The sequence below is a fragment of the Haloarcula sp. MBLA0138 genome (assembly GCF_055632455.1).
Map to the genome: position 1 here is coordinate 237,603 of NZ_CM145746.1, position 22,577 is coordinate 260,179.

Annotated in this window: 25 protein-coding genes and 1 tRNA gene; 12 read left to right on the top strand and 14 right to left on the bottom strand. The window is 67.6% G+C overall.

Annotated elements, in window-relative coordinates; all coding sequences use genetic code 11:
* Window positions 1-191: 191 nt before the first annotated feature.
* The 10 genes from ACV7JO_RS01260 to ACV7JO_RS01305 form a co-directional block, all read right to left on the bottom strand.
* The gene (locus ACV7JO_RS01260) at window positions 192-1,850 is read right to left on the bottom strand and encodes a DUF7845 domain-containing protein (RefSeq protein ID WP_470354528.1); all 1,659 of its coding nucleotides are present in this window, start codon (window positions 1,848-1,850) and stop codon (window positions 192-194) included.
* Window positions 1,847-2,368: a hypothetical protein gene (locus ACV7JO_RS01265; protein ID WP_470354529.1), complete on the bottom strand. Its 522-nt coding sequence runs from the start codon at window positions 2,366-2,368 to the stop codon at window positions 1,847-1,849. Before ACV7JO_RS01265 ends, ACV7JO_RS01260 begins: the two co-directional genes overlap by 4 nt.
* Window positions 2,368-3,141 carry a DNA cytosine methyltransferase gene (locus tag ACV7JO_RS01270; RefSeq protein ID WP_470354530.1) on the bottom strand — a complete coding sequence of 258 codons (774 nt, stop codon included), beginning with the start codon at window positions 3,139-3,141 and terminating at the stop codon, window positions 2,368-2,370. The genes ACV7JO_RS01265 and ACV7JO_RS01270 overlap by 1 nt, the downstream gene beginning before the upstream one ends.
* Entirely contained in the window at window positions 3,138-3,641 is a 504-nt protein-coding gene (locus tag ACV7JO_RS01275; RefSeq protein ID WP_470354531.1) for a PD-(D/E)XK family putative nuclease, read from the bottom strand. The genes ACV7JO_RS01270 and ACV7JO_RS01275 overlap by 4 nt, the downstream gene beginning before the upstream one ends.
* Window positions 3,638-3,976 (bottom strand): ASCH domain-containing protein, encoded by a 339-nt coding sequence (locus tag ACV7JO_RS01280; RefSeq protein ID WP_470354532.1) that lies wholly within the window; start codon window positions 3,974-3,976, stop codon window positions 3,638-3,640. The genes ACV7JO_RS01275 and ACV7JO_RS01280 overlap by 4 nt, the downstream gene beginning before the upstream one ends.
* Entirely contained in the window at window positions 3,973-4,098 is a 126-nt protein-coding gene (locus ACV7JO_RS01285) for a hypothetical protein (RefSeq protein ID WP_470354533.1), read from the bottom strand. Before ACV7JO_RS01285 ends, ACV7JO_RS01280 begins: the two co-directional genes overlap by 4 nt.
* The gene (locus tag ACV7JO_RS01290) at window positions 4,095-4,598 is read right to left on the bottom strand and encodes a DUF6884 domain-containing protein (protein WP_470354534.1); all 504 of its coding nucleotides are present in this window, start codon (window positions 4,596-4,598) and stop codon (window positions 4,095-4,097) included. The genes ACV7JO_RS01285 and ACV7JO_RS01290 overlap by 4 nt, the downstream gene beginning before the upstream one ends.
* Window positions 4,591-5,709 carry a GATA-type transcription factor gene (locus ACV7JO_RS01295; protein ID WP_470354535.1) on the bottom strand — a complete coding sequence of 373 codons (1,119 nt, stop codon included), beginning with the start codon at window positions 5,707-5,709 and terminating at the stop codon, window positions 4,591-4,593. The genes ACV7JO_RS01290 and ACV7JO_RS01295 overlap by 8 nt, the downstream gene beginning before the upstream one ends.
* A complete protein-coding gene (locus ACV7JO_RS01300) occupies window positions 5,710-6,165 on the bottom strand; it encodes a hypothetical protein (protein WP_470354536.1) in 456 nt (151 codons plus the stop codon). It abuts the gene before it with no gap.
* A 171-nt stretch (window positions 6,166-6,336) separates the two neighbouring features.
* Window positions 6,337-6,409: transfer RNA gene (locus ACV7JO_RS01305), tRNA-Pro, on the bottom strand.
* Between the two features lie 138 nt (window positions 6,410-6,547).
* On the opposite strand from ACV7JO_RS01305, the gene ACV7JO_RS01310 reads away from it, so the two are divergent.
* From ACV7JO_RS01310 to ACV7JO_RS01330, 5 genes are read left to right on the top strand one after another with little or no spacing between them, the layout of a single operon-like run.
* Window positions 6,548-7,723, top strand: coding sequence for an NAD-dependent epimerase/dehydratase family protein (locus ACV7JO_RS01310; RefSeq protein ID WP_470354537.1), 1,176 nt, complete (start codon window positions 6,548-6,550; stop codon window positions 7,721-7,723).
* A gap of 3 nt (window positions 7,724-7,726) precedes the next feature.
* Window positions 7,727-8,677: an NAD-dependent epimerase/dehydratase family protein gene (locus ACV7JO_RS01315; protein ID WP_470354538.1), complete on the top strand. Its 951-nt coding sequence runs from the start codon at window positions 7,727-7,729 to the stop codon at window positions 8,675-8,677.
* Entirely contained in the window at window positions 8,670-9,650 is a 981-nt protein-coding gene (locus ACV7JO_RS01320) for an NAD-dependent epimerase/dehydratase family protein (RefSeq protein WP_470354539.1), read from the top strand. The genes ACV7JO_RS01315 and ACV7JO_RS01320 overlap by 8 nt, the downstream gene beginning before the upstream one ends.
* 47 nt (window positions 9,651-9,697) lie before the next feature.
* On the top strand, window positions 9,698-10,159 hold the full coding sequence (locus ACV7JO_RS01325; RefSeq protein ID WP_470354540.1) for an OB-like fold-containing membrane protein: 462 nt from the start codon (window positions 9,698-9,700) through the stop codon (window positions 10,157-10,159).
* Window positions 10,152-10,652: a hypothetical protein gene (locus ACV7JO_RS01330; protein WP_470354541.1), complete on the top strand. Its 501-nt coding sequence runs from the start codon at window positions 10,152-10,154 to the stop codon at window positions 10,650-10,652. The genes ACV7JO_RS01325 and ACV7JO_RS01330 overlap by 8 nt, the downstream gene beginning before the upstream one ends.
* Here the strand turns inward: ACV7JO_RS01330 and ACV7JO_RS01335 are convergent.
* Window positions 10,638-11,888: a glycosyltransferase family 4 protein gene (locus ACV7JO_RS01335; RefSeq protein ID WP_470354542.1), complete on the bottom strand. Its 1,251-nt coding sequence runs from the start codon at window positions 11,886-11,888 to the stop codon at window positions 10,638-10,640. The two genes, ACV7JO_RS01330 and ACV7JO_RS01335, sit on opposite strands and share 15 nt — an antisense overlap.
* Window positions 11,889-11,979: 91 nt before the next feature.
* Here ACV7JO_RS01335 and ACV7JO_RS01340 point away from each other — a divergent pair, with 91 nt between their 5' ends.
* The 5 genes from ACV7JO_RS01340 to ACV7JO_RS01360 are packed head-to-tail and all read left to right on the top strand — an operon-like array spanning window position 11,980 to window position 17,870.
* Window positions 11,980-12,987: an NAD-dependent epimerase/dehydratase family protein gene (locus ACV7JO_RS01340; RefSeq protein ID WP_470354543.1), complete on the top strand. Its 1,008-nt coding sequence runs from the start codon at window positions 11,980-11,982 to the stop codon at window positions 12,985-12,987.
* A complete protein-coding gene (locus ACV7JO_RS01345; protein WP_470354544.1) occupies window positions 12,984-14,000 on the top strand; it encodes an NAD-dependent epimerase/dehydratase family protein in 1,017 nt (338 codons plus the stop codon). The genes ACV7JO_RS01340 and ACV7JO_RS01345 overlap by 4 nt, the downstream gene beginning before the upstream one ends.
* Window positions 14,001-14,006: 6 nt before the next feature.
* On the top strand, window positions 14,007-15,131 hold the full coding sequence (locus ACV7JO_RS01350) for a glycosyltransferase family 4 protein (RefSeq protein ID WP_470354545.1): 1,125 nt from the start codon (window positions 14,007-14,009) through the stop codon (window positions 15,129-15,131).
* A gap of 7 nt (window positions 15,132-15,138) precedes the next feature.
* Window positions 15,139-16,575, top strand: coding sequence for a sulfatase (locus ACV7JO_RS01355; RefSeq protein WP_470354546.1), 1,437 nt, complete (start codon window positions 15,139-15,141; stop codon window positions 16,573-16,575).
* Complete coding sequence (locus ACV7JO_RS01360; protein WP_470354547.1) at window positions 16,572-17,870, top strand: sulfatase; 1,299 nt, start codon at window positions 16,572-16,574, stop codon at window positions 17,868-17,870. The genes ACV7JO_RS01355 and ACV7JO_RS01360 overlap by 4 nt, the downstream gene beginning before the upstream one ends.
* Window positions 17,871-17,889: 19 nt before the next feature.
* On the opposite strand, the gene ACV7JO_RS01365 is transcribed toward ACV7JO_RS01360, so the two are convergent.
* Together ACV7JO_RS01365 and ACV7JO_RS01370 are read right to left on the bottom strand one after the other, a co-directional pair.
* Window positions 17,890-18,447, bottom strand: a complete 558-nt coding sequence (locus ACV7JO_RS01365; RefSeq protein WP_470354548.1) for a hypothetical protein — start codon at window positions 18,445-18,447, stop codon at window positions 17,890-17,892.
* Window positions 18,448-18,450: 3 nt separating this feature from the next.
* Complete coding sequence (locus tag ACV7JO_RS01370; RefSeq protein WP_470354549.1) at window positions 18,451-19,188, bottom strand: DUF4330 family protein; 738 nt, start codon at window positions 19,186-19,188, stop codon at window positions 18,451-18,453.
* Between the two features lie 150 nt (window positions 19,189-19,338).
* Here ACV7JO_RS01370 and ACV7JO_RS01375 point away from each other — a divergent pair, with 150 nt between their 5' ends.
* Window positions 19,339-20,652: an O-antigen ligase family protein gene (locus tag ACV7JO_RS01375; RefSeq protein ID WP_470354550.1), complete on the top strand. Its 1,314-nt coding sequence runs from the start codon at window positions 19,339-19,341 to the stop codon at window positions 20,650-20,652.
* An 11-nt stretch (window positions 20,653-20,663) separates the two neighbouring features.
* Here the strand turns inward: ACV7JO_RS01375 and rffA are convergent, their stop codons facing one another.
* A complete protein-coding gene (gene rffA / locus ACV7JO_RS01380; RefSeq protein WP_470354551.1) occupies window positions 20,664-21,794 on the bottom strand; it encodes a dTDP-4-amino-4,6-dideoxygalactose transaminase in 1,131 nt (376 codons plus the stop codon).
* A 53-nt stretch (window positions 21,795-21,847) separates the two neighbouring features.
* Here rffA and ACV7JO_RS01385 point away from each other — a divergent pair, with 53 nt between their 5' ends.
* Window positions 21,848-22,558: a sugar nucleotidyltransferase gene (locus tag ACV7JO_RS01385; protein ID WP_470354552.1), complete on the top strand. Its 711-nt coding sequence runs from the start codon at window positions 21,848-21,850 to the stop codon at window positions 22,556-22,558.
* The last annotated feature ends 19 nt before the right edge of the window (window positions 22,559-22,577 follow it).

Genomic DNA, 22,577 nt, shown 5'->3' on the forward strand with positions numbered 1-22,577 from the left:
GGGTATTTGGATTTGGTACCATTCGGTACACTACCTAAGGGTGCCTTGCCCACCGGGTGCGAAAGCGAGCCCGATGGCCGCCGCTGGCGAGGTGAGCGACCGACAAAATTACACAGCAGGAGAGGATGGAACGCGGTTAGTATATAAAGGGAACCGACCGATGAACAGTGATGCCTCTCTGCCGGAGCCGCTTACCAGATGGGCCGGTCCACGTTGTGCTTGCCGAGGAATCGGCCGTCGACGACGACACGACGGTCGCGCCGAACCTCACCGTCGAGTCCCGTCCAGTCGATGAGCGCGGACTCGAAGCTATCGGTCGGTAGCGGTGAGGCCTCAGCGGCATCGAGGCCCGACCGGAGTATCTTCAGTATCTCCTGAAGACCCACGGGCTGCTTGAGTTCCATCTTCAGCGGGTCGCTCGTCGAGTGGATGACGATGCCGTGGCGGTTCGCCCATCGTTCGAGAGCCGACGGCTCGCCGTCATCGCGGCGAGAGAACGGCGACGCCCGCTCTGCCACGCGGTTGAGGGCGTCCATCGTCGCGTCCTTCGTCGCCCGCCAGCGCTCGGCCACGTCCTCGATTTGGTCGCGGACAACGCCGTCCCGGAAGCGGACCATGCCGTTCTCGACCTCGATGATGTCCGCGAACCGCTCGGCGGCTCGGTACACCGTCGATGCCGACTTACCGGCGTCCTCGGCAACCTCCTGATAGTGCCGACCGCTGCCGTCGGTCATCGCCACCAACACGTCCCACGCCCCCTCGGTAGTCTCGGGGCCTGCGAGCTGGTCGACGGCGTCGGCACGGGACTGCTGTTCGAGGTCGGGCATCGGGTTCGGCCGCACGTCGACCGCGTCGTCGGCCCGCCCGGGCTCGAAGTACGGGTCCTCAACCCACACATCGGAGTCCGGAGCGAAGTCGACGCCGGCCCAGTGGAGCGCGTTCACGACGGTCTCGCGGAACTCCGAGACGGCTGAGTCGTAGCCGTGCCACGGTATCGCCGACTCGCCGTCCGGGTAGTAGTCCGACCAGTACTGACACTCGATTTTGTGGTGGTAGAGCGGGTCGTCGCCCGTATCCTCCGACCGGACCCACTTCGGCTGGTAGCACTTGAGCCGCTTCGCAAGCGTCTGGTCCGAGAGGAGCCGCTGCCAGTTATCGGGCGACAGCGCCACGGCCTCGTAGTGGCCCTTGATGTCCTCGTGGTCCCACTTGTGCTCGCCACGACCTCGGCCGTTCGAGAACTGGGATATGTGTTCGAGGACGCCGCCCTTGCCGGCGAGACAGCCGGTTGCGACTTCGCGGAGGATGCGCCCGTACAGTTCGAGCGCGTAGATGGACGACCACTCGTGAGCGTCGACGAAGTACCCGGCGTCGATAGAGAGATGCGAGGCCAGCGACTGGAGTAACCCCAACACCTCGAACTGCGAGAGGTTCGTCGACTCGACCTGCACCCGGATGGACTCCGGGCACTGCGTGGGCATCCCACCGATGAGGTCGCCCGTCTCGACGTGTCGAGCCCTCGGAAACCCGGGCCGAAAGGTAAAGTCCACGCCGAGTTCGTCGTTTTCGTCGTCGGCCGCGTAGACGCCGAGCTTGTACTCGTTCATCGCGCCGTCGAAGGTGGCTGACGGGGGAGTCTCGATTTTCCCCTCCCAGTGGGTCGAGCGGACGATTTCGAACTCGGAACCGTCGAAGGCGAAGGTCTCCTCGCTGTCTTCGAGGTCGGGCTCGTACTGGCTGACTATCGCCCAGTACGGCGAGAGACCACCCTCGTCGAACACGAGATTCGCGCCGATGCGGTGTGGCTGGAGGTCGATGACATCCTCGATGCTCGTGGCGACCTGCGTCACGCGTTCTCACCCCCGTCGGCGAACTCGCCAAGCGTCGCGGGCTCACTGGTCGGACTGGTCGCGCTCGTGTCGACGCCGTCGGGGTCGTACGCGACCCGCTCGCGCTCGGCGCGGCGCTGTTCGCGCAGGTCGGCCGCGGTGGGGCCGTCGGCGGCGTCACAACAGTCACACGGCTCGCGCGGGCCGTGCGGGAGCCGCTCGGGGCGCTCGCCGTGAAAGCGAAGCCACTCCTCACGCTGGTCGAGGCGGCGCATGATGGCGTCGCGGGGCTCGTCCAGCGGGGTCCGGGCGTCGTCGGCGTAGCGGTCGTTCGCCAGCCGGCGCTCGACGGCCCGCCACGCGGCCACCCGCTCGACGGAGTCCATGCCGTCGATGAGCGAGATGACGAGGGCTCGCCGCGAGGAGTTCGCCAGCATGTCCGCGTCGAGCCAGCGGGCGGGGTCCTCGCCGATGCGGTCGACGATGTTAGGACAGCGCAGCCGCTCGCGGCGGTCGCCCGCCTGTGTCGTCGACGGCATCAGGCATCGTCCTCCGGAGCGCCGCCATCGGTTCGTGCTGTGTACGCCTCAGTGAGTGGCCGCTGTCGAAGCGAGTCAGGCAACGGGATGCCGTCGATGGCGGGACAGTAGTGCAGGAGGTACTGCACGTACTCGGGCGGGATAGCACTGTGAACCGACTGTTCGGGCCAGTCGGTCGGGACGCTCTTTGCCGCCGCGAGTTCGCGCCGCTGATACTCCGTGTTGTTGTAGTTGTCCCGCGTCGACATCGTCAGGTTCGGTTCCCCCGTCTCGACGGCGTGCGGGGCCGAAAACGAGGTCTCGAAGTGGCGTTCCAAGTCGAAGGGGAGTCCGAACGCGAGTCCGTTGATACGCGTCGGGTCCTCCAACTCATCGCACCGAGGGACGTTCTCGATGACGTACTGGTCCGGACTGATGGCCGCGACCACGTCGCGCACGTTCAGCTCCTCGAAGCCGGGATACCGACGCTCTATCTCGCCATCGTCCCAGTCGTAGCGAGCGGCGTTGATTTGCGTGAGCGGCGTGTACCGGAGACACGGCGGGGACATCCAGAGGATGACCGTCTCGGCTTCGAGGTAGTCCGCGAGGACGTCGAGGAGCCACTCTACGTCGCTCGCGTCTCCCCGGACGAACTCGCCGGGGTAGTCGTCGCCGTAGTCCTTGATGTCGACGCCGACGTGGTTGATGCCGAGCCGGTCAAGCGCGTGCCCGACGCCGCCACGGCCGGAGTAGAGGTCGATGACGAGCACCTCCGACCAGTCAGTGTCGGTCATCGCTCACCCCCGACGACCGCGGCGTCGAGCACGTGAGGCCAGCCCATCTTGGCGAACGTCTCCTCGTGGCGGTCGATACTGTACCAACTGCCGCGGAGATGCTCGTCCAGCAGCGACGCCGGGATGACGGCGACCGCCAGCAGTTCCTTGGCGGCCCCCGCGTCTTCGTAGACGGCGAGCGCGTACATCGCGCCGGCGTCCAGCAGGGCGGCGTGCTGGCCGCCCTCGCGGCCTTTGATGACCCACCGACCGCGGCGGTCGCTCCCGTCGCGGCGCACGCAGGCCTTGATTTCGACCTTCGAGCCGACGGCGACCAGCGGCGTGCCGGCGAAGACGACTGGCACGCTGGCGTCGACGAGCGAGGGGGCCAGCAGGTCGGTCACGACGGCGTCGTGATGGGTGGTCTCGTCGAGTGCGAGGTCGAGACCGTCGATGGCCGCGGCGACGAGGTCCTCGATGTCGTGGCCGATAGCCTTCGCGTGGGCGATTGCGCCGCTCATATGCCGACCTCCTTGAAGACGATTACCTGAACGGTCGTCCCGGGACTGATACCGTCGTTGTAGTGCCGGTTCAGACTCTCCAGCAGTTCGTCGGCGGTCTCAGAACCGTACTCCGCACCGAACAGGTCCAACAGCGCCGGCACCTCGACAGCATTGACGCTGGCGGTGCGGCGCACTTCCAGCAGTGCAAACTCGGTACCGTCGTCGAACGTGGCCGTGACGATGTCTCCGACTGCTGGTAGGTCTGTCTCGTAGCGGACGGTCGCCGTCTTCTTGCCGTGGAGAATCGGCCCGACGTACGCCTCGTGAAAGGCGAGTTCGGCAGGACCGCTCATAGTGCCCTCTGACACCGCGAGTAGTGTTCGGGGCTGTTCCACGGTTTGATGCTGACTGCACCAGCGCGGTAGGCCCACAGCGTCGCGCCCAGCAGGTGCTCGCGGGCGATAGAGCGGGTCACTGCTGACCCTCCTCGTGGTCAGTGTCCGTGTCGCCACAGCGGGAGTTGCACCCGCCTTCGGCGCGAACTAAAGTCGCCTGCTGGCCCGGCTTCAACTTCTCTTTCAGTGCCGACTCCCGCTGCCCGGGCATCATCCCGCGATGCGGGTCAACCACGTCGTAGCCGTGGGCTTCCAACTCGGGAACCAGCGGGTCGACGTAGCCGCTGCCGGCGTAGATCGTCACCGTATCCGCGTCGTGATGCTCCAGCGCCGGGAGGAGGTCCTGTAGGACGAACGCGCCCCAAACCGGGGACCGCTCCCGGATGTTCATGTCGTAGTTCGGAAGCGACTCCCACGGCCGGACGAACCCGTACTTCGCCGAGAGGATGCCGTACGCGGCGGCGTCCCGGCCGACCGTCCGCCGCTTCCGAAACACGGAACTCGGCTCGTACTTGAACTCGGCACGTCGTAGCCCGTCAAGCTTCGACTTCGAGCAACTGACCAAAACGAACTCAGTCATCGGCCGTAGCACCTCCGAACTCGGCGAGATTCCGCTGGTCTGTCCGCGTCTCGAAGTCGTCGTTGAACTCCGTCAGCCGGTGGGTCGCCTGAATGAGCATAGCGAACTCGAAGGCGCCGCCGACGGCGTTCTGGTACTGGCCGTCGACGTGTCGGCAGGTCTTCGCCCGCCAGTGCTTGTCGAGGATCTGGTCGTTCTGGACGGCTTGAGACGGGCTGGAGTTATCGACCGAGTCTAACAGCGACGGCTCCTCACGGAGCGTCGCGACCAGCTCGTCGTCGAGTCCCCAGCCGAGACCGTGGGCGACCGGCTCGTCGCCGATCTCCGCTCGGAACGCCAGCGTTCCGTCGATCCGTTCCTCTGGAGAGGCGTTCGCGAGCCCGCCAAGCATGTATCGGTGCGACAGGTGCGACTCCTCGATGATCGGGTAGATCTCGGCGACGTGCTCGTCGTATGGCGGCTGGAGCGGGACGTACGCTCGCGGATGTACATCCGGGTCGTGGAGCTGGATGAACTCGCGGATGCTCTCGGTGGTCGCCTGCTGGTCGTGGAGGTAGTCCTTCGCGACGACCGCGGTCGCGCGGCGCTCGATGGCGTGGCGGAGGATGTCTCCGTTACTCAGGTCCTCGCCGATCGCGGAGTCGAGGATGCGGTCCTGGCTCCGCCAGAAGCTCGCCGGGTAGCACTCCGCGGCGTTCTGAAGGCGGTACGGCCACGGGTGCTTGAGGCTGCTGGCTGCGTAGATATCGAGCGGGCAGGCGTCGAGAAGGACCTCCAGCCGGCGGAAGTACCCCAGCGCCAGCCCAGCGTCGAAGGTGTCGAGTTCGTCGCCGGTCGCCCGGAACTCGTCGGGGTGGTTGGCCTGACGGCCGTGGCGGTCGACATGGTCAGTGCCGCCCGTCGACTGCCCGCCGTCGGTCACGAGCCGGTTGTTTGCGTCGGCGCGGACACGGTTGGCCTGCCGTGGCTGGGACTCGGTGAACGCCCGCCAGACCTGTCGCCACGCCTTATCACACGGACCGCAGAGCCGCCGGCGGTCGCCGTTGGGCAGGCGTTCCCAACGGGTCGCACAGACCTCGCCGCAGGACTCGCAGCGCTTGCGAGCGCCCATCTACGCCACCTCCTCGTCGACCCGGCAGTGGTCGCGGTGGTCGACGCGAGCGCCGCCGCGGGGCCACTCGTCAGGACGGTCGGGACAGCCGGTGAGATGGCCGTACTCGGTCGTGCCGTCGGTCCCGATAGTGACGCGAGCGCGGCAGTGGGGGCACCGCTCTAACCGGTCGCCGTCGGTCGGGAACGACTCGCCACCGCGTTGGACGCTGAGCGGGCTGTGGTCCTGCTCGGCCGCGCCGTGACAGGAGCGGTCGGCGTCGCCGTCGTCGACGCTGCGGTGCAGGTGCGACCCGTGTTTGCTGACGAGGTAGGCGTCGAGGTCGGTGTCGTCGTCGGGGAAGCACTGCGGGCAGGCGTCGTACTGCGCCGCTCGCCCGGAGTCGCCGGGCGTGACCATCCAGTCGCCCGTGGCCGGGCAGGGCGTCGCGCGGGTGAGCGTCTCCGCGACGCTCATGGGCGACACCTCCCGTCGTCGAGGGCGGGGCAGCGTTGGTTCGGCTCGTCGATGAACTCGCCACAGAAATCGCAGATGAGCCGCTCGCCGTCGTCGACACGGCTCATGCGGACCACCCCGTAGAGCGGCCGCTACCTATCAGGAAACCCGGGAAAAAGGGTTTATATCCAGTGGGCCGGCGCGAATTCGAATCGCGGTTACGGCCACCCGAAGGCCGAAGGATACCAGGCTACCCCACCGGCCCGTGCGATAGCAACAGGAGCAAGGTGGAGGGGCGGTTTAACGGTTGCGAATCGCAGGGCCGGGGCGTCGGCGGGTACCAGCCGACGGCCGATGACAGAAGATATTTAACCGAGTGTGGTTACTCACAAACTGAGTAACTATGACCATTCTCGTCACCGGCGGCGACGGCTACCTCGGGTGGCCGACCGCCCTGCGGATCGCCTCGCGGACCGACGACCGAGTGCTGCTCGTCGACAACTTCGGCCGGCGCGAGTGGGTCGAGGAGGTCGGCGCGACCAGCGCGACGCCGGTCGGGAGCATCGACGAGCGCCTCGACGCCGCCCGGGAGGTCCACGGGCTGACGAACCTCTCGTTCACCGAGGGCGACCTCGCGGAGAAGGCCTTCGTCGACGAACTGCTGGCCGTCCACGAGCCCGACGTGGTCGTCCACACGGCCGCCCAGCCGTCCGCGCCGTACTCCCAGATAAACGGCGAGCGGGCCAACTACACCCAGCGCAACAACTTACAGGCGACGCGGAACCTCCTGTGGGGCCTCGAAGCGCACGACCTCACGGACACCCACTTCGTCGAGACGACGACGACCGGCGTCTACGGCGCGCCGGAGTTCCCCATCCCCGAGGGCGGCGCGGCGATGGAGAACGACGGCGAGCGCGACGACGTGCCGTTCCCGAACATGGGCGGGTCGTGGTACCACGCCACGAAAGGCTTCGACGCCCAGAACATGCGGCTGGCGAACACCCAGTTCGACATCCCCATCTCGGACGTGCGCACGGCCATCGTCTACGGCACCGAGACCGAGGAGACTCGGGACGACGAGCGCCTGAAGACCCGGTTCGACTTCGACTACTACTTCGGGACGGTCACCCACCGCTTCTGTGCCCAAGCCGTCGCCGGCTACCCCGTCACGGTCTACGGCAAGGGCGAGCAGCGCAAGCCCTTCGTCTCGCTCGAGGACGCCGTCGAGGGCCTCGCGCAGTTGGCGCTTACAGACCCCGACGACCGCCCGCGGGACCTGACGGTGTACAACCAAGTGACCCGCGCCATCTCCATCGTCGAGATAGCCGAGACCATCGCCGACGTGGGCGGGGAGTTCGACCTCGACGTGGCCGTCGAACACTTCGAGAACCCCCGCGAGGAGGACGAGAGCCACAAGATGGAGATCGAGAACGACCGCTACGCCGACCTCATCGGCGGGCAGGACCAGACGTTCGAGGCCGGCGTGCGGGACATCTTCGAGACGCTGACGCGCCACGCCGACACCATCGCGGCCCACGAGGACCGGTTCCTCCCGGGCGTCCTCGAAGCCGAGGACTGAGCCATGGACGTGTTGGTCACGGGTGCCTGCGGGTACATCGGCAGCGCGCTCCTGCCCCTGTTGCGCGGCGACGAACGCGTCGACCGCGTGGTCGTGCTGGACGCGCTCTCGGACGGGTCCCCTCGGGCCCTGCTGGGGACGCTGGACGGAGGCCTCGACTTCCGCCGGGGCGACGTGCGGGAGTACGGCGACGTCGAGAGCGCGATGCGGGGCGTCGACCGCGTCGTCCACTTGGCGGCCATCACGGGCGCGGCCAGCACCCACGACCGCCGCGAGGAGACGTTCGCGGTCAACTACGACGGCACCGAGAACGTCCTGCGGGCCGCCGGGAAACTCGGCGTCGACCACGTGGTCTTTGCCTCCTCGTGTAACGTCTACGGCCGGGCGACCAGCACGGACATCGACGAGACGGTCACCCCCGACCCCATCAACCCCTACGCCGAGTCGAAACTGGAGTCCGAGGCGCTGCTGTCGGAGTACTGCGACGAGTTCGACATGACCGGCACTGCCCTCCGGATGGCGACCAACTACGGCCACTCGCCGGGCGTGCGGTTCAACCTCGTCGTGAACTACTTCGTCTTCCGGGCGCTGACCGACCGCGCGCTGACGGTCTACGGCGACGGCTCGAACTGGCGGCCGTTCGTCCACGTCCGGGACGCCGCCCGGGCCTACGCCGACGCCGTCTTGCGTCCCGACGCGTGGGACGAGCGCGTCTACAACGTCGGCAGCAACGACCAGAACTACCGCATCGCCGAGATCGCCGACACCGTCGCCGACGAGGTCGCGCCGGTCGACGTGACCTATCTGGAAGACGAACACCCCGGCCCGTCCTACCACGTGAACTTCGACCGCCTCGCCGACACCGGCTTCGAGACCGAGTGGACGCTCCGCGAGGGCGTCCGCGACCTCGCCGAGCGGTTCGCCGCCGACACCACCGAGAGTACCCATGCCTGAACGAGACATCGACACCCCCCGCGTCGCCGTCACCGGTGCCGCGGGCTACATCGGCAGCCGCGTCGTCTACGAACTACAGCGGGCCTACCCCGACTGGGAGATAACCGCGCTCGACAACTTCTATCTGGGCGACGTGCGGTCTATCGGCGGCGTCGACGTTCAACACGTCGACATCCGGGACCGTGACCGCCTCGAAGCCGCGCTCTCGGGCGCGGACGTCGTGATGCACCTCGCGGCCATCTCCGGCGTCGACGACTGCGAGGACCAACCCGACTTGGCCTACGAGGTCAACGTCGGCGGCACCGAGAACGTGGCGTGGTTCTGCCGCAAGACCGGCGCGGCCCTCGTCTTCCCGTTCTCGATGGCCGTCGTCGGCGACCCCCAGCAGTTCCCCATCACCGTCGACCACCCGCGGGACCCGCTGAACTGGTACGGTCGGACGAAACTGCTCAACGAGCGCGCCATCGAGGACTTCGCCGACGGCGCGTTCCCGGCCCACCAGTTCATGATTTCGAACCTCTACGGCGGCCACGAGATAGATGGCGAGACGGTCTCGAAAGGCACCGTTATCAACTTCTTCGTCGACCGCGCGCTGGCCGGCGAGACGCTCACGGTGTACGAGCCCGGCACGCAGTCCCGGAACTTCGTCCACGTGAAGGACGTGGCGCGGGCGTACGTCCGCAGCGCCGAGCGACTGCTCGACCAACTGCGCGCCGGCGAGACCGGCGTCGAGAAGTACGAACTCGCCAGCGACGAGGACCCCAGCGTCCACGCGGTGGCCGAGTCGGTCCGCGACATCGGGGCCGAGGTGGCCGGCACCGACGCTGAGGTGGCCGTCGTCGACAACCCGCGGGGCGACGACGAGACGCTGGTCGATTCGTTCCCGGTCGACACCGCGCGGACCCGCGAGGCCCTCGGCTGGGAGGTCCGTCACGACGTGGCGTCGGCGGTACGCGACACTTTCGCGGAGTAGCCGTCGAAGCGCAACGACCATTTGCACGGCCGGCGGAGTACGCCACCGTGAACCAGTGGTACCGCGTCGGTATCGCCGTCTGTCTCCTCACGGCCGTCGGCATCCTCGCCGTCCACGCGGACCTGACCGAGGACCGCCGGGACCGGTCCCCGAGTCCGGCGACGCTGGCGGCGAACTACGAGGCCTACGTCGGCCAGTCTGTGTTGCTGTTCGGAACGGTGACCGAAACCCACGCTGACGGGGTCACCATCGAACGCGGGCCGCTCTCGATACGTGTGACCGGAGCAGACCCGGACGTGGCACCCGGTGGGACGGTCCAAGCGTACGGCACGCTCCGGCCCGAGCACCGGCTCAGCGCACAGCGCGTAGTCGTCGTCAATCCGTCGCGGGACGCACGCCTGTACAAGTACGCCGTCTCGGCGCTGGGCGCGCTCCTGTTTCTCGTCGCCTTCGGTCGACACTGGCGGGTTCGAACCGACACGTGGGAGGTCGTCCGACGGGATGGCTGACCTGCTGACGCATCTCTTGGCCGCGTACGTCCTGCTGACGGTCGCCGGGTGGGGTGTCGAGTGGCTGGACCGGCACTGGGTCGTCGTCGGGATGGGGGGTGCCGCGATTCCGGACCTCGTGAAGGTCGGCGTCCTCGTCGACGCCGGCACCGTTCGGTCGCTGGTCGGCGCGCCGTTCTCGTACGAACCGCTCTCGACGCTCGGCGGCGTCCTCCTCGCCGCCGGTCTCGTGACTGTCGCGTTCGAGCGCGGCCGCTGGCGTCGGGTCTACGGACTCGTCGTCTTCGGGGGTCTCTCGGCGCTCGCTCTCGACGGCCTCCGCGCGTTCGCCGACGGCCGCGCGACGGCGTACCTGTATCCGTTCACGGACTGGCGACCGCCGACGCCGAGTCTGTACGTCTCGTCGGACCCGGCCGTGGCGGTGACCGCGGTCGTCGCGGCCGGCCTCGTCTTCGCCGTCGACCGTCGGCGACGCGCCTCACGCGACGAGTGACCGGAGGACCGACCGGTATCGGCGGACGGCGTCCGATTCCGTGTACTCGGCTTCGAGACACGCCCGTGCGTTCTCTCCCAGCCGTCGCCGGCAGTCCGGGTCGTCGGCCCACGCCGCGAGTACGTCGGCCGCGCGCTCGTCGTCGCCGCTTTCGACCCACACCCCGCAGTCGTGTTCCCGCACGACCCGCGCCACCTCGTCGCCCTCGCCGACGACGGCGAGAACCGGGCGGCCGGCGGCGAGCGACGAGTAGAGCTTTGAGGAGACGCACAGCCCCTCCATCTCCGGCTTGATACCCACGAGCGAGGCGTCGCCGCCGGTCAGCGTCTCCGGTACCCGTTCGAGTGGCTGAAAGGGTAGGAACCGGACGCCGTCGATATCGTTGGTCTCGACGTACCGCCGTAGCTCGTCTTTGCGCGCGCCCTCGCCGATTATCAGCAGTTGCACGTCCGTCCGGCCCCGCCGTTCGAGTTCGGCTATCGCGTCGATGGCCGTCTCCAGTTCGTGGAACCGACCGATGTTCCCGGAGTACACGAGCGTAAAGGTGTCGAGGAGTCCCTCCTCGCGGGCGAACTCGTTGTCGGCCTTGTCTATCGGTTCGACGAAATCGGGGTCCTCCCAGTTCGGGGCGACGACAATCTTCGCCGGGTCGAACGCGGGGTCGTCCGCCAGTTTCTCGCGGAGCCGTCGCTCCATCGACTCGCCGATGACGACGATGCGGTCGGCGTCCCGGTACACCGCTCGCATCACTCGGAACCACGCCCGCGCGACGAGGCCGTCCTCGGCGACGTAGCCGAGCGCTATCGGCATCTCCGGATACATGTCGTAGACGACGTAGGCGTACGGCGTCCCTTGTACTCGCTTCGCGGCCCACGCCGCGAGCGGGAGTATCGGTGGGTTCGACAGCACGAGGCGGGCGTCGTCGTCTCGGTGTGAGAGCAACAGCCGGACGGTCGCGAGCAGTGTGAACGACAGCCAGTTCAGCACCCGCAGCGGGAGGCGGTCCTTGTCGAAGCGCGTGGTCCGGACTCGGCGGACGTCGACGCCGTCGACGGTCTCCCGACGCGGCGTCGCCGTCTCCCGGTCGTCGGCGTGGTAGTTCGGCAGCGCGGTCACCACGCCCACGTCGAAGGCGTCGGTCAGTCCGGTCGCCAGCGCCGTCACCAACTGTGCCGTCGACGCCTCTTCCGGGTGAAAGTACTCCGTCAGTACGGTCACCTGCGACCGCTCGTCCATGCGGGACCTACTCGATACGGACACCTGACGGTGACGGTTCGACCGTCCCCGTGCCCGGAACGCATATGGGCGCGGGCGTCAGTTGCCACGTATGGACTGGACCGACAGGCGCGTCGTCGTGACCGGCGGGGCGGGGTTCATTGGGAGCCACCTCGCCGACCGCCTCGTCGCGGCGGGCGCTACTGTCACCATCGCGGACGACTTCTCTCGGGGGTCACTCGACAACGTCCGACACCTCGAATCCGATGTCGATATCCGCCCGGTCGATTTGACGACCCGAGCGGGCTGTCTCGAAGCCACGGAGGACGCCGACGACGTCTTCCACCTCGCGGCGAGCGTCGGCGGTATCCACTACATTCAGCGCGAGAACGTCGGCGGTCTCACGCCGAGCGTGCTGATGAACCAACAGATGCTCGAAGCCGCTCGCCTGACCGACGTCGACCGGTTCCTGTTCGCGTCGAGCGCCTGCATCTACCGACAGCAACACGACGACCTCAACCGCTTCTCCGAGGAGCAGGCCTTCCCGGCCGACCCGCACAGCACGTACGGGTGGGCGAAGGTACTCGGCGAAGTCGCCTGCCGGGCCTACGACCGGGACTGCGACATCGACACCGGGATGGTCCGCATCTTCAACGCCTACGGGACCCGTGAGTCGCTCGACCCCGAGTCGAGCCACGTCATCCCGTCGCTGTGTCGGAAGGTCATCGAGGAACCCGACGGCGGCAGTATCGAACTGTTCGGCGACGGGACCCAACAACGCGGGTTCATCTACGTGACCGACCTCGTCGAAGGCCTGCTGCGTGCCATCGACTGCAAGGTCGATGCCGACCCGATAAACCTCGGAAACGGTCACGAAGTCGTCAGCATCAACGACCTCGCGGAGACCATCATCGACGTCTCGGGGAAGGACATCGCCATCGAACACGACGAGTCGAAGCCGACCGGCACCGACCGCTACGCCGCCGACACGGCGAAGATGGAGGCGGCGCTCGACTGGACGCCGTCGGTGTCGCTGGAGGAGGGCGTCCGCGAGGTGTACGAGTGGGCCGCGTCCGAACTCGGCACCGACGGCTCCACCGTCTCGGAGGAAGCGACATGAGCTACGACGGCGAGACGGTCCTCGTGACCGGCGGCGCGTCGTTCATCGGGAGCCACCTCGTGGCGGAACTGGTCGCCCGCGGGGCCGAGGTCCGGGTCGCCGACGACCTCTCCTCGGGCGAGACGGACAACCTCGCGGACGTGGCCGACGAGATAGAACTGTACGAGGGGTCGCTCAAGGACCGGTCGTTCGCCGACCGCGCCAGCGAGGGCGTCGACCGGCTGTTCCACCTCGCGGCCGACCACGGCGGCCGCGGGTACATCTCGAACTACCCGGCCAACTGCGCGACGAACATGGCGCTCGACAACATCGTCTTCGAGACGGCCGTCGAGAACGGCGTCGAGAAGATAACCTTCGCCTCCTCGGCCTGCACGTACCCGACCGACATCCAACGGGAGCGCCGGCGGCTCAGCGAGGACATGGTGAGCTTCGACGAACGCGGCGGTGCCTACGCCGACGAGGCCTACGGGTGGGCGAAGCTGATGGGCGAACGCTCCCTGCAGGCGTTCCACGAACAGCACGGTGTCGACGCCAGCACCGTCCGCATCTTCACCGCGTACGGGCCACGGGAAAACGAGACACACGCAATCGTCGCGCTCATCGCCAAGGCGTTCGCCCGGCAGGACCCCTACCGGATATGGGGCGACGGCGAGCAGACCCGGAACTTCACCTACGTCGACGACATCGTGTCGGCGCTGGTGTTGGCAAACGAGAAGATAACCGACGCGACCCCGGTCAACGCCGGCATCTCCGACTACATCTCCATCAACGAGGTCGCGGAGGCGATATTCGACTACGTCGGGTGGCGGCCCGACGAGGTCGATCACATGACCGAGAAGCCTGTCGGCGTCAGACACCGGGCCGCCGACACGACACGTGCCGAGGAACTGCTGGGCTGGTCCCCGGAGTACTCGCTGGCCGACGGCCTCGCCGAGACCATCGACTGGTACGTCGAGAACCGCGACCGCGAGTACGTCCGTGAGAACTTGGAGACGCTGCTACACGAGCGGTGACGCCGTATGACCGACGTACTGGTGAACACGGTGTCGCTGAGTGGCGGAGCGCTCACCCGCGAGCGCCACGTCCTCTCGCGGTTCTCGGCGGTCGAATCGGGGCTCGACGTCACGGTCCTGTGTACGCCCGCGACCCGCGACGCGATAGGTAGTTCCGAGGCACTCCGGTTCGAGACCGTCTCGGACCCGGGCGGGACGGCGAGCAGGCTTCGCTGGGAGAACACGGCCCTCCAGCGGTACGTGCGGCGACTCGACCCCGCCGTGGTCTACTTCCCGCTGCACATCACGAACCTCGTCGATACGCGCCCGAAGGTCGCCGCCGTCAGGAACGTCGCCCCCTTCTATCCCGAGGCGTTTCCCGGCGCGTCCCTCCGAGAGCGCCTCCGTCTCCGCGCGCTCAGACTCGCGACCCGCCGGACGGTCCGCCAGTCCGAACGGGTCGTGTTCATGACCGAGGCGACGATGGACCGGGTGGCCGCGACTGTCCCGGCCGCACGCGAGAAGGGCGTCGTCGTCCCGCACGGGACGCCGGACGGCTTCGAACCGACCGCGCCGGACGCGGCGGTCCGCGACCGGTACGGCCTCCCGGAGTCGTTCCTCCTCAGCGTCTCGAACGTCGCCCGCTACAAGAACCTCGTCGAGCTCGTCGAGGGATACGCGCGTGCGACCGAACGGGCGGACCTCCCGCCGCTCTGTCTCGCCGGGAAGGTCGTCGACGACGGGTACTACCGCCGGGTCCGCGACGCGGTCGACGCCAACGGCCTCCGGGGTGACGTTCGGTTCCTCGGCTACGTCGACCACGACGACCTCCCTGCCGTCCACGCGGCGAGTGACCTGTTCGTGTTCAGTTCCGCCTGCGAGAACGCACCGATAGCCGTCATCGAGGCGCTCGCGTGTGGGCAGCCGGTCGCCACGTCGGATCGCGCCTCGATGCCGGAGCTGTGTGGCGACGCGGCGGCGTACTTTGACCCCGACGACCCGGCCGCCATCGCCGAGACGCTGGTGGCACTGGCCGAGAACGCGGATAGACGCGCCGAACTGTCCGAGCGAGCGCGACAGCGCGCCCAGCGGTTCGATTGGCGTGAGACGGCCCGGCGAACCAGTACACTCTTGAGAGAGGTAACGGGGTAGTACGATAGTGAACGTCCTGCTGTACGTCATGGACGCTTTGCGCGCGGACCACGTCTCCTGTTACGGCTACGACCGTGCCACGACGCCGGTCGTGGACTCGCTCGCCGCCGACGGGGTGCGCTTCGAGCGCTGCTTCTCTCCGGCGACGTGGACCCGCCCGGTCGCGGGGTCGCTCGTCACCGGCCTCTACCCGCCAGCACACGGTACGCGGACGCGACACGACACGCTGGCGACGACGCGGGCGACGCTCGCGGAGACGTTCGGTGACGCGGGTTACGAGACAGTCGGCGTCACGTCGATGGGAAACGTCTCCTCGGCGACGGGGTTCGACCGCGGCTTCGACCGGTTCGTCGACCTCTATACGGACGACGCGGTCGTCGAGAAACGGCAGACGACCACCGCGACCGAGGAGGAACTACAGTCCCAGTCGGGCGTCGTCGCGCTTCCCCGGGCCGAGGATATCACCGAGGCCGTCGGTGCGTGGCTCGACGGGCGTGACGATGACGACCCATTCTTCGCCTTCTGCTGGTCCATCGAGCCACACATCCCGTACGACCCGCCGCCGGGTGCCGAGCGGTTCCGGGACCCGGACTACGATGGCCCGGTCGACGGGAGCCGCGACTGTCTCCAGTCCGTCTCGACGGCCGCCGACCGCGAACAGCTGAAAGCGCTGTACGACGAGGAGATTCGGTACAACGACGCCGCGCTCGGCGACCTGCTCGACCGCCTCCGGGACGCCGGCGAACTCGCGGATACGCTGGTCTGTGTCGTCGGCGACCACGGCGACGCGTTCGGCGAACACGGCCGGCTGACACACGGACACGCTCCCCACGACGAACTCGTCCACGTCCCGTGGGTGCTCCGGCCGCCGGGCGGCTGTGACGCGACAGCGCCGTCGTCGCTCACGTCCCTCGTCGACGTGTACCCGACGCTGTTGGACGCCGCCGGCGTGGCGGTCCCGGACGCGCCCGGGGCTGTCGCCGGGCGGTCGATGGCCGACGACCCCGACGACGACCCCGGTCACGAGTCGGTCTTCTTTGAGACGAAGTCCTACGACATGCAGAACGCCTTCTACGGGCTGCGGACCGACGACTGGAAGTACATCAGCGTCGAGCGGCCGGAACGGAGCGCGTCCACCGTTCTCGGCCTCGCACAGTACGTCCTCGAACAGGGGATACTCACCGACATCCTGCGGCATCCGCGCCACTACTGGAACCGGTACTGGTACGACGACAACGAACTCCTGTTCGCCCTCCGAGACGACCCAGACGAACAACGAAACGTCGCCGCCGACGACACGGACCGACTCGAGGAGTTGCGGAGCGAACTTGCGGCGTGGCAGCGGGCGTGTCGGGCGTACCGCGACGGCACCGACCGCGAGACTGGGGCTGTCATCGACGGCGCTACCGAGGAGCAACTCAGACGACTGGGGTACACGGAATGACGCGACCGAACGTCGTTCTGCTGACTGTCGACTCCCTGCGGGCCGACCACGTGAGCGCCTGCGATGCCGACTCTCCGGTCGAGACGCCTGCGATGGACAGTATCGCCGACTCGGGAACGGCGTTCACCGATGCCGTCTCGCAGGGACCGTTCACGACGTTCTCGATGCCGTCGCTGTTCACCGGCCGCTACCCGAGCGCCCTCGATTACGTGTCCTTCTCCGACAGCGTCGTCGGCGTCTACCCGTCCGAGGACGTCCAGACCCTCCCCGAACGTCTCGCCGACGCCGGCTACCGGACCGCCGGCTTCCACTCGAACCCACTGCTGTCGAACCTGTTCGGGTTCGACCGGGGGTTCGACACCTTCGACGCCGACCTCCCGTTCTCGGACCTCGACCTTCCACCACGAGTGAAACTCGTCACCAACAAACTCCGCCGCCTTCTCCGCCGCCACGCGTATCTCCCCGCGGAGACCATCACCGACCGCGCAGCCCGGTGGGTGCAGCGACAGGGCGACGGGCCGCTGTTCTGCTGGGCGCACTACATGGATGTCCACGGTCCTTACCAGCCCAAACAGGGGTTCACGTACTACAACAAGTACCGTGCCGAGCGGCTCTGGCAGACCGCAAACAGACGGCCGGAGTCGCTCTCCGCCGCCGAGGAGACAGAACTGCTGACCAACTACGCAACGGAGATAGCCTACACGGACCGGCACATCGGCCGTCTCCGCGAGGCGGTCACGGCGGCGACGGACCGACCGACGCTCGTCGTCGTGACTGCCGACCACGGCGACGCCTTCGGCGAATACGGCTACTACGGCCACCCCCACCGAACCCACGAGGAACTGACGCACGTTCCGCTTCTGGTCGACGACCCGACTGGGACGGTTCCGGACGGGACAGTCGAGACGCCGACCGAACTCGTCGACGTGATGCCGTCCGTCCTCGCCGCCGCAGGTGTCGACTCCCCGGACTCCGTCGAGGGGTGCCGACTCGCGTCGTCGGAGGATAGGCCCGCGATTACCGAAGCCGAACTCGTTCCCGGCTACCGCGGTGCTGTCGTCACGCCGGACTGGCGATTCGTCGACGACCGAATCGCCGAGAAACAGACGTTGGTCGACAGAGCGACCGGCGAAGCCGTCGCGGAGGCCGCCGAACCGGAGGCGTACGATCGGCTCCGGGGGGCGCTCGGCGACCACCGGGCGCGACCGGCTGCCGCCGACCGGGTGCGACGCCACTCGGAGATAGACGACGAGGACGTACAGGACCGCCTCCGTCGGCTCGGCTATCTGGAGTGACCGCCCGCTCGACGGCCGTCTACTCGGTCTTCGCGCGGTCCGCGTTCACAAGCGCCACCGTCGCGAGGACGAGGAGGCCGAGCCAGAACACGACCCGCGTCCGGGATGCGCTCGACCAGACGAACGCGACTTGGAGCGTCAGGAGACAGACGGCGCCCACTGCCGCGGTCCGGACCGGGCGGGCGACGGCGGCCGCGCGCGCTCGCCGTCCTACCGCGGCGGCGCGTCCCGTCGCGTCGACGACCCGCTCCGACGCAGCCAGACGGTCGAACCGCGCTATCAGTTGGCCGACGACGACAGTATCGACCGGGCGAATGCGAACCTCCTCGTTCAGACCGCCGTCCACGAACCACGCTTTGACGCGTGACGAACCGACGACTCGCACCACGGCGCTCGCACCTGTCGAGAGCGTCGACCCGCGATACCACCGGGCCGCGACCGACGCGACGCGAAGGGCAACGGCGTCGAGCCCGAGGCGGATGGCGCTCATCCCCCGCTGAACCGTTCTCGCCGCTAGCGAACGCCGGTACGCCACCGCCAATCGGTTCCTGTCGTCGGCGCTGTCGTGTCGTCCCATGGGTCACTGCCTCGGGCGTGCGACCCCGAGGCGCTCGACGTGTCCAGCGACGACGATGTCTCCGACCACTATCGACACGCGACCGTTGACAAGGAGGGCGTCGGTACCGTATCGCCGGACGCCGTCGTCGGCAACCGCGACGAGTTCGACCCCGACCAGTTCGCCCCCCGACGGGGTGGGCGTCACCGAGACGACGCGGCCGGTGGATTCGTCTCCGGCCCGAATCAGCGTGTCGTTGTCGAGGGTGTGCCCGACGCTGTGGGACCGGTTGACCGCGACGAGGGCCCGGACGCGGCGGGTCTGGAGCGCGTCCCCGGACGCCGCTCCGGCCTCGCGGACGAGCGTTTCCGTTCGGTACGAGTCCGTCCGAATCGAGATTCGCTGCCCCTCGTAGATGCGGTTCCCGGCGTGCGAGAGCGTTCCGTTGTACGAGACGCGCGCAATGACGTGAACGCGCCCGTCCGGGCGAGCGACGCGACGACTGTCTTCGACGTGTAGCGTCGTTCCGCCCGCGGTCGGACGGAGCGTGTCGTTCACTGCAACCGCCGCCGCGTCACTGCCCGGCAGTGCGTCGTACTCCAGCGTCGCGTACCGGGTCGGTCCCGGCTCTGTCCCCGTCGGCTCTGTTGCCGAGTAAAGAGACACGCCGGCGACCGCAGCACCGAGAAGGAGGAGCACGGCCAGTACGTCGAGGACGTTCGCGACGCCGAAGAGGCGACCCTTCTCGTCGAGCAACTCCATCGCGCGGTCAGATGGAACACTGGGTGAAAGGTGTTGTGCCATCCCGATGCCCCGATTGCGACCCTCTCCCCGACCGCAGTCGCGCGGACGGAACTGTCGGCTCTCGGACCCGAATCCTCAATAGGGGCCTCGCTGTACCGGTGTGGTAGAATGGCGCAGACGCACGGCCGCGGGTACCTGCACTCGTTCGCGGGCGAACCGACGTTCGCGGTCCTGTTTACCGTCGCCCTCGCCGCGACCGTCCTCCCGCACAGCGTCGCAACCCCCAGTAAGATAGTCGGGTACGCCGTCAGCGTCCCGGTTTACGGCCTCCTCTTGGCGTACGTCGTCGCCGTTCGCAAGGAGGACATCGGCGGGCCACGATACGCTGTCCTCCTCCTCGGGTGTCTCTGGGTCCTCTTCCTCGCGCATCTGGCGATGAACCGCACGAACTTCCAGATGGTCGCTCGCGCTCTGCCCTACGTCGTCTTCAGCGCTGGGAACGTACTGTTGCTCCCCAGAGTCGTCCCACGGGAGGCGTTTCTGGGCGTCGTCAGCCGCCTCGCCGCGGTGTTCGTGGTCCTCGAACTGCCGCTTCTCGTGGTCGACAGCTACCGGCTGCTCTGGTTCGAGTTGACCGTCGGCAACCACAGTCCGCTCCTGTTTCACTTCCTCCACGGCGTTCGGTTGCAGTTTCTCACCTCGGTCTTTGGCACCACCGGCGCAGCGGGCGTGTTCTTCCTCGTCGGCGCGTTCGCCGCCGTCATCGAGGCCGTCCGGACGCGCCGGCCGACTGCCGTGGCGCTCACCGCGCTCAACTGTACCGGGATTCTGCTGACCGCGAGCCGAGACACCGCGGCGGCGTTTCTCGTCGCCGCCACGCTGTTTGGTCTCTATCTGCGGTTCGGTCGGCGCGTGCAGTACGCGGCCGTCGTGTGTACGCTCGCCGGCGTCGGGACGTTCATGCTGCTGGCGCTCGGGTTCGTCCCGGGGCCGAGAGGCGTCGTCGCCGTTCTCGGAAACCGATACGGTATCTGGCAGTTCGTCGTCGATGCGTTCTTCCAGCGCCCGGTGTTCGGGTTCGGTCCCGGCGACTCCAAGGAGATCGTCCGCCCGTTCCTCCCCGTCACCGGCCGACTGGGCTGGCAGTCGAGCGCACACCAGCCCCACAACGCGTACATCCGGACGCTGGTCACGCTGGGGCTTGTCGGAACCGGCCTGTACGTTTTGCTCCTCGTCCGGGCGATACTCGGCGCGTACGACGGACTCGATGCGGTCGACGCCGGATTCGTCTCCCTCGCTGTCGGTCTGACCGTCAACCAACTGTTCCTCTCGTTCCGGATTTTCGGGATGAACTCGACCGCCGTCCTCGCCGCGCTGGTGTTCGGATACGTCGTCCAATCCGGATGTGACGGGGCCGCGGTTTGGCGTTCGGGCGGAGCAGCGACGGCGGCACACGCGCCCGATTCGGCGGCGGCCGACTGACGCCTGTGCCGCTAGTCGAAAAACGACTTCACGGCGTCCACGACCGCGTGTCTGTCTTCGTCGGATAGTTCGGTGTGAATCGGGAGGCGAACGAGCGTCCGCGCGGCCCGTTCGGTTACCGGTAGGTCACCCTCGCCGTACCCGTACTGCCGTCCCATCTTCGAGGTGTGTAGCGGCCGATAGTGCGACGCCGCCCCGATACCCTTGCCCCGGAGGTGTGTGACGAAGGTCTCTCGCCGCTCCCGCGAGGACAGCCGAACGTGGTACAGGTGGTAGTTCGGACGCCGACCCGTCGGCACCGTCGGTAACCGGAGGACGCCGTCGTCGGCCAGCGGCCGAAACGCGTCCTGATAGTGTTCGAAGGTCTCCCGCCGGGCCGCCCGTATCTCGTCGCGGCGCTCCAACTGCGCGCGAAGCAGCGCCGTCTGTAGCTCCGAAGGGACGTAACTGGAGCCGGTGTCGACCCACGTGTACTCGTCGACCTCGCCACGCCGGAACTGGTCGTAGTTGGTCCCCTTCTGGCGGACGATTTCGGCCCGCTCGTCGAAGCGCGACTCGTTGACGAGCAGGGCACCGCCCTCCCCGGCGACGTAGCTCTTCGTCCCGTGGAAACTGTAACACCCGAACGTCCCGAGAGTCCCCAGCGACTCGCCCTCGTACGCCGCGGTGACGCCTTGGGCCGCGTCCTCGACGACGGCCGCGTCGCAGCGCCGCGCGAGGTCGGTTATCTCGTCCATCTCGCATCCGATTCCGCCGTAGTGAACCGGGACGACGACGTCTGTTTGCTCGGAGAGACAGGCGTCGAGCGCCGTCGGGTCGATGTTGAGCGTGTCGTCTCGCACCTCACAGAACGTCAACTCGGCCCCGCGGCGAGCGAACGCCGTCGCCGTCGACGGGAACGTGTACGACGGGAGGACGACCTCGGAGTCCTCGTCGACGTCGAGCAACAGCGCCGCCATCTCGAGCGCGTGGGTACAAGACGTCGTGACGAGCGCGCGTCGAGCGTCGAACGCCGTCTCGATGATGTCCTCACACTGGTTCCCGAACTCCCCGCCCCCTTTCAACGCTCCCTCGTCGAGTACGCGGCCGACGTACTCCCGTTCCGCTCGGCCGATGGCCGGCGCGTGTAACGGGATACGCATACCGGGACTCCGACCCAAGTATTTATTAAACTTTCCGGCGACTTACGGGAAGTATGCAAGGCGTCGTCCTCGCGGGCGGGAAGGGGTCTCGCCTCCGACCGATGACAGACGTCGTCAACAAGCACGTCCTCCCGATTTACGACGAACCGATGATATTCTACCCGGTTCGAACGTTGCTCCACAACGGTGTCAGCGATATCCTCGTCGTCAGCACACCGACCGACATCGGCCGGTACATCCAACTGCTCGAAGACGAGTTCGGGGACGACGCGGAGCTCAGTTACAAGGTCCAGACGGAACCCCGCGGTATCGCACACGGCATCGGACTCGCCCGCGACTTCGTCGACGGCCCGTTCGCCGTCGTCCTCGGTGACAACGTCGTTCTGGCCGACCTACAGGCGGCCTTCCGGCGGTTCGAAGAGGGCGACGAGTCGGCGAAGATATTCCTCAAACGCGTCGACGACCCGGCCCGGTACGGCGTCGCCGATGTCGCCGACGGCGAGGTGGTCTCGCTCCGCGAGAAGCCGTCCGACCCGGACTCGAAACTGGCTGTCATCGGGTTGTACCTCTACGACCGGAGCGTGTTCGATGTCATCGACGACGTGGAACTCTCCGACCGCGGCGAGTACGAGGTCACGGATGTCAACCACCGGTATCTCGCGGCCGGCGACCTCTCCTACGCGGTCGTCGACGGCGAGTGGTTCGACGCCGGGACCCCCGAGGGGCTGTTCCGTGCGAGTCGGGCGGTTCGCGAGGAAAGTTGACGTTTGACCGTGAGTGATG